5 protein-coding genes and 1 pseudogene are annotated in these 6,059 nt (G+C 64.5%); 3 read left to right on the top strand and 3 right to left on the bottom strand.

Annotated elements, in window-relative coordinates; genetic code table 11:
- Positions 1-1,392, bottom strand: a 1,392-nt coding sequence (locus ABZE94_RS19515; protein WP_372877595.1) for a maltotransferase domain-containing protein, incomplete at its 3' end; no start/stop codon positions are given.
- 374 nt (positions 1,393-1,766) lie between these two features.
- Complete coding sequence (locus ABZE94_RS19520) at positions 1,767-2,129, bottom strand: winged helix-turn-helix domain-containing protein (protein ID WP_372877597.1); 363 nt, start codon at positions 2,127-2,129, stop codon at positions 1,767-1,769.
- Positions 2,130-2,459: 330 nt separating this feature from the next.
- Here ABZE94_RS19520 and ABZE94_RS19525 point away from each other — a divergent pair, with 330 nt between their 5' ends.
- The 3 genes from ABZE94_RS19525 (at position 2,460) to arsJ (ending at position 5,230) form a co-directional block, all read left to right on the top strand.
- Entirely contained in the window at positions 2,460-2,813 is a 354-nt protein-coding gene (locus ABZE94_RS19525; protein ID WP_372877599.1) for a metalloregulator ArsR/SmtB family transcription factor, read from the top strand.
- 23 nt (positions 2,814-2,836) lie between these two features.
- Positions 2,837-3,841, top strand: a complete 1,005-nt coding sequence (locus ABZE94_RS19530; protein ID WP_372877601.1) for an ArsJ-associated glyceraldehyde-3-phosphate dehydrogenase — start codon at positions 2,837-2,839, stop codon at positions 3,839-3,841.
- A gap of 159 nt (positions 3,842-4,000) precedes the next feature.
- A complete protein-coding gene (arsJ, locus tag ABZE94_RS19535) occupies positions 4,001-5,230 on the top strand; it encodes an organoarsenical effux MFS transporter ArsJ (protein ID WP_372877603.1) in 1,230 nt (409 codons plus the stop codon).
- A gap of 12 nt (positions 5,231-5,242) precedes the next feature.
- Here the strand turns inward: arsJ and ABZE94_RS19540 are convergent.
- A pseudogene (locus ABZE94_RS19540) lies at positions 5,243-6,059 on the bottom strand (hypothetical protein); the annotation flags it as partial.

Consider the following 6,059-nt stretch of genomic DNA (forward strand, 5'->3'; position numbering starts at 1 on the left):
CGCCTCGAGTTCGTCCTTGAGGTTGCGCCAGGTGAAGTAGGTGTAGCTCTGACTGAAGCCCAGCTTGCCCAGGCGCGCCATCATCGCCGGGCGGGTGAAGGCCTCGGCGAGGAACATCACCTCGGGGTTCTGGCGACGGATGTCGGTGATCAGCCATTCCCAGAAGGGCAGCGGTTTGGTGTGCGGGTTGTCGACGCGGAACACCTTCACGCCCTCGGCCACCCAGCCGGCGACCACGTCGCGCAAGGCCAGCCAGAGGTCGGGCATGGCGTCCGCCGTGTAGAAGTCGACGTTGACGATGTCCTGGTATTTCTTCGGCGGGTTCTCGGCATAGCGGATGCTGCCGTCCGGGCGCCAGGAAAACCAGCCGGGGTGCTGCTTCAGCCAGGGATGGTCCTGGGAACACTGAATGGCGAAGTCCAGGGCGATTTCCAGACCGTGTTCGGCGGCGGCGGCGACCAGCCGGCGGAAGTCCTCGCGGCTGCCGAGTTGCGGATGAATCGCCTCGTGGCCACCCTCCTCGCTGCCGATCGCGTAGGGACTGCCAGGGTCGTCCGGACCGGCATCCAGTTGGTTGTTCGGGCCCTTGCGATAACTGCGCCCGATCGGGTGGATCGGCGGAAAATAGAGCACGTCGAAACCCATGTCGCGGATCATCGGCAGGCGCTTGCAGACGTCGTTGAAGGTGCCGTGCCGCCCGGGGTCGTCGGTCTCGGAACGCGGGAACAGTTCATACCAGCTGGCGAATCCGGCCAGTGGCCGCTCGACCTCGATGGCGAACTCCGCGCTGCGCACCAGGTGCGCGTGCTCATCCAGGCGACCCATGGCGGCGGCCATCTCATCGCCCAGGAGGATGGCCAACTGTGCGCTTTCGTCATGGGCCTGGAGCAGCAGTTGCAGCTGCTCGTCCAACGCCGCCCGGGCCTCACCCTGCGCCCGCTGCAAGGTGCTCTCCAGCAGGATGCGCCCCTCCTGCAACTCCAGCCCGATCGGCATGCCGGTGTCGTACTTCTTGGTCAATTCGTAGCGGAAGGTTTCGTAGTGATCCCACCAGGCGGCGATGACGAAGCCATAACGGCCGACACGAAAGGGGGTGAATTGTGCCTGCCAGCTGTCGTTGCCAAGTTCGCTGAGGCGCACGCGATGGCCGCCTTCCTCGCCCTCGAAGTGCCAGAGCAGCGCAGTTCCCAGCTTCTCGTGGCCATCGGTGAAGATTTTCGCGCTTACGCTAACCGGCTGGCCGACGATCGCCTTGGCGGCGAAGCGACCCTGCTCGAGCGCCGGTTCGATCGACTCGATGGCGATGCGCGGCATGCGCAGCGCCTCCTCCACCGACAGTGTCCTGGGCAGGACACCTGGCTGACGTGGAGCATGCGAGTGAGCATCGTTCATCGGTCATGGACTCGTCATGAGCGCGTGGACGCGGGCTACCTAGACAGCGCAGCACTGTCGGGCAATGGCATGCGCCGCTGCGCGCGGTTCAACGGCCCTGCCAACAAGCGGTAAGTATAGTCAGCCCCTCTGTGGCGCTAGCGCGGATCGCGGCGGATCGACGGTCGGTCTGGCGGTCTGAGGAGAGTCGTCGGGCAACCTGAAACGCAACGACCCGGCCATTGGCCGGGTCATTGCGGGGGCGTAAACACGCTCAGCGTGTTGTGAAAATGTCGAGCGCCGTCACGGTAGTTTTTTCACAACCGCTGAGTTCAGCTATTCGCCTCAGGAGCTGCCGGCGATTGCCGGCAGCGCCAATCCGCAGGCCTTTCTCGCTACTGGCTCGCAGGCAGGGGATCGGCCAACAAGGCGCCCAGATCGCCCAGGCCATCCTGCACGGCGGCCAGCGCCTGGTCGCAGAGTTCACGGTAGCGCCGCAGCACTTGCCCGCCCATCTCGGTCAGTTGGCTGCCGCCACCATGACGACCGCCCGCCAACGTGATGACCAAGGGCTCCTTGAAGCAGCGGTTCATGGTTTCGACCAGCAGCCAGGCACGCCGATAGGACATGCCCAAACTGCGCGCGGCCGCGCTGATCGAGCCGGTTTGCCGGATGGCTTCGAGCAAGTCGGCCTTGCCGGGGCCGATGGCGATATCGGCGCCACAGTGCAGGCGAATCTTCAGGTCGAGTCTGTGCATAGGGGAGCTTGAGCTAAATTGTAGGAGGCAAACCGTTCACTGCTCGCACTATACCTGCCACTGGCGTCCAGCTGGCGAACCGCACAATGGCCAACACCCGGGAACCTGTCGGGCTTTACGATACATGCGGCTATACGTATATTCGCTTTGCCATATATTGAGAGTCGCGCTGAGCAACCGAACGCGGGCGCTGTTTGTCTGCGCGGCCAGGCAGCCCGTCAATCGACGAAATACAGGCGGTCAGGCGGGAACACCCGATCAACCTGTGCACCGACGCCGCCGGGGCGGGTGATGAGCGCATCAAGATGGAAGCAAACGTTGAGAACTGCAATGGCCGCACACCTGACTCCGACCAGCGTTTTCAAATGCCTGGCCGACGAAACCCGCGTACGCCTGATGCTGCTGATCACGGCCGAGCAAGAACTCTGCGTCTGCGAGCTGACCAGTGCTCTTGATGAAAGCCAGCCCAAGATCTCCCGTCACCTGGCGCAATTGCGCACCTGCGGGTTGCTGGCAGATCGCCGCCAGGGCCAATGGGTGTATTACCGCCTGCACCCCAATCTGCCGCACTGGGTGATCGCCGTGCTGAACGCCACCCTGGGTGCCAACCAGCAATGGCTCAGCCCCGATGCCAAGCGCCTCGACGGCATGGCTGGGCGCTGCGTTCCAGACGCAGATAGTTAAATTCATTGCATAAGGAAGCCATCATGACCATCAAAGTAGGCATCAACGGTTTCGGTCGCATCGGCCGCCTGGCCTTGCGCGCCGCCTGGGACTGGCCAGAGCTGGAATTCGTGCAGATCAACGACCCGGCCGGCGACCCGGCGACCCACGCGCACCTGCTCAATTTCGACTCGGTGCACGGCCGTTGGCAGCATGAAGCGAGCAGCGCGGACGGCTGCATCCTGATCGGCGGCAAGCAGGTCAAGGTCAGCGCCAACAAGGCCATCGCCGACACCGACTGGTCGGGCTGCGATCTGGTGATCGAAGCCAGTGGCAAGATGAAGACGGTCGCGGTGCTTTCGGGCTACCTGGAGCAAGGGGTCAAGCGCGTGGTCGTCAGCGCCCCGGTGAAGGAAGCCGGCGCGCTGAATATCGTCATGGGCGTCAATCAGGACCTGTTCGACCCGGCGCTGCACCGCATCGTCACCGCCGCGTCCTGCACCACCAACTGCCTGGCGCCAGTGGTCAAGGTGATCCACCAACACCTGGGCATCCGCCACGGCTCGATCACCACCATCCACGACCTGACCAATAGCCAAAGCATCCTCGACCAGCCGCACAAGGACCTGCGCCGCGCGCGTGCTGCGGGCATGAGCCTTATCCCCACCAGCACCGGGTCGGCCAGCGCGATTGCCGAGATCTTCCCCGACCTCAAGGGCCGCCTGAACGGCCTGGCCGTGCGCGTGCCACTGGCCAACGCCTCGCTGACCGATTGCGTGTTCGAAGTCGAGCGCGCCACCACTGTGGATGAGGTCAATGCCCTGCTCAAGGCCGCCGCCGATGGCCCGCTGAAGGACATCCTCGGTTACGAGGAGCGTCCGCTGGTGTCCATCGACTACCGCACCGACCCGCGCTCCTCGATCATCGATGCGCTCTCGACCATGGTGATCAACGGCACCCAGGTCAAGCTGTACGCCTGGTACGACAACGAATGGGCCTACGCCAATCGCACCATGGAACTGGCGCGACTGGTCGGTTTGGCTCACTGACACCTGGGCCTGGCCATGGCCATCAACCACAACAAAACCTGATCCGGATCTACCTTGTAGGGTGCGCCGCGCGCACCAACCACCGCGCCATCGCGCGCATGGCGCGCATGGCGCGCATGGCGCACCCTACACCCGAAGCCGGGCTCACTGGATAACACCATGCCTGCCCTCTCCACGCTCTCGCCTGGCGTCCGTCAATACCTGCTGGTGACCGGCAACTACTGGGCCTTCACCCTCACCGACGGCGCCTTGCGCATGCTGGTGGTGCTGCACTTCCACAGCCTCGGCTATACGCCGCTGCAGATCGCCGCGCTGTTTCTGTTCTACGAAATCTTCGGCGTGATCACCAACCTGGTCGGCGGTTATCTGGGCGCTCGCCTGGGCCTGAATCGCACCATGAATATCGGCCTGGGCCTGCAGGTGGCCGCCTTGCTGATGCTCACCATACCGGCCCCGTGGCTGAGCATTCCCTGGGTGATGGGTGCACAGGCCCTGTCGGGCATCGCCAAAGACCTGAACAAGATGAGCGCCAAGAGCTCGATCAAGCTGCTGGTGCCGGGCAGCCAGCAGGGCATCCTGTACAAGTGGGTGGCGATCCTCACCGGCTCGAAGAATGCGCTCAAGGGCGTGGGCTTCTTTCTCGGCGGCGCCCTGCTCGCTCTGCTCGGTTTCCGCGGTGCGCTAATGCTGATGGCAGCGCTGCTGGCGCTGATCTGGCTGGCCAGCCTGTTGTTGCTGAAGAAAGACTTGGGCAAGGCCAAGGCCAAACCCCGGTTCCGCGACATCCTGTCGAAGAGCCGGGCGGTCAACATCCTCTCGGCCGCGCGCTTGTTTCTGTTCGGCGCGCGCGATGTCTGGTTCGTGGTAGCGTTGCCGGTGTACCTGTCCAGCGTGTTCGGCTGGGACTTCTGGATGGTCGGCGGCTTTCTCGCGGCCTGGGTGATCGGCTACGGTCTGGTCCAGTCCTGCGCCCCGGCGCTTACCGGCAAGGCCCGCGGCCAGGTGCCGGATGGCCGCGCCGCCTTCGCCTGGGCCGCCTTGCTGGCGGGGCTGCCGGCGGCCATTGCCCTGGGGCTGTACGCCGGCGGGTCGGCGCACTGGGTGCTGCTTGGCGGCCTATTGGTATTCGGTGCGCTGTTCGCGGTGAACTCCTCGCTGCACAGCTACCTGATCGTCAGCTACGCCAAGGAAGACGGCGTATCGCTGGACGTGGGCTTCTATTACATGTCCAACGCCATGGGCCGGCTGCTCGGCACCCTGCTCTCCGGCTGGGTCTATCAGGCTTACGGGCTGGAGGCGTGCCTGTGGATTTCCTCGGCCTTCGTCCTGCTCGCCGCGCTGATTTCCCTGGGGCTGCCCAGGCATGCCCAGACGAGCCCAGTCGGCTGACCGACTCGCGCGCTATTGGCACGCCGCTGCACAGCCCTTTTCCAGCCCTGGATAGACCGGCGCAAAGCCGCCGCCCGGGGTGCGGAAGTTGGTGGTCTGGCCCTGATACAGGCGCGCCGCCACCCACTGCACGGCACCGTCGTAGGCATAGTCGCGTACATCGAACTTCAGCGCCGGGCTATCGCGGGCCATCAGCCGCTGCCCCGGCAACACCAGGGCCTGGGCCACGTAGTCGCCGGCGAGAATTTCCTGCCAGACGCGCTGGGTCAACTTGTCGCCACGGTAGGCGGCGCGGCTGCCATAACCGGTGCAGGGTTTGAAGAACAGCCGCTTGCGTTCGCGCCACAGGCGCTCGGCGTTGGCCGGAGCGACCAGTTCGGTATGCGGAATGGCCGCCAGCAGCAGCTCCTGAGTGGCCTCGGCCACGCCGAGCGCGGTTAGTTGCTCGGCATCGCAGAGCAGTGCCAGGTTGCGCTTGTCGGCATACAGGGCATGGGCCTGCGGGTGCGGCGTGAGCAGGCTGGCGTGCTCGAGATAGGCCTGGCGCAGCGTGGCATTGGCCGGGGCTTGTAAAGCGAAATCGGTCAGGCGGTTGTAGACCAGGTCGATGGCCAGTTCGCCATGCCAGAGCAGGCCATTCTTCAAGCTCAACTCGGAAGGGTCAGCGATCACCACCTGCAAGCCATGGCGCTGGAACAGCTGTTGAAACAGCAGAAACTCCGGGTACAGGTACTGCTGTTCGGGCACCTCGTCGACGATGGCGATGCTGCGCAACGGCCGCGCATGACCGGCCAAGGCCCATTCCTGCTGGAACATGGCGATGATCCCG

Origin of the sequence: Pseudomonas sp., from assembly GCF_041601375.1 — a bacterium.
Classification (GTDB): domain Bacteria; phylum Pseudomonadota; class Gammaproteobacteria; order Pseudomonadales; family Pseudomonadaceae; genus Aquipseudomonas.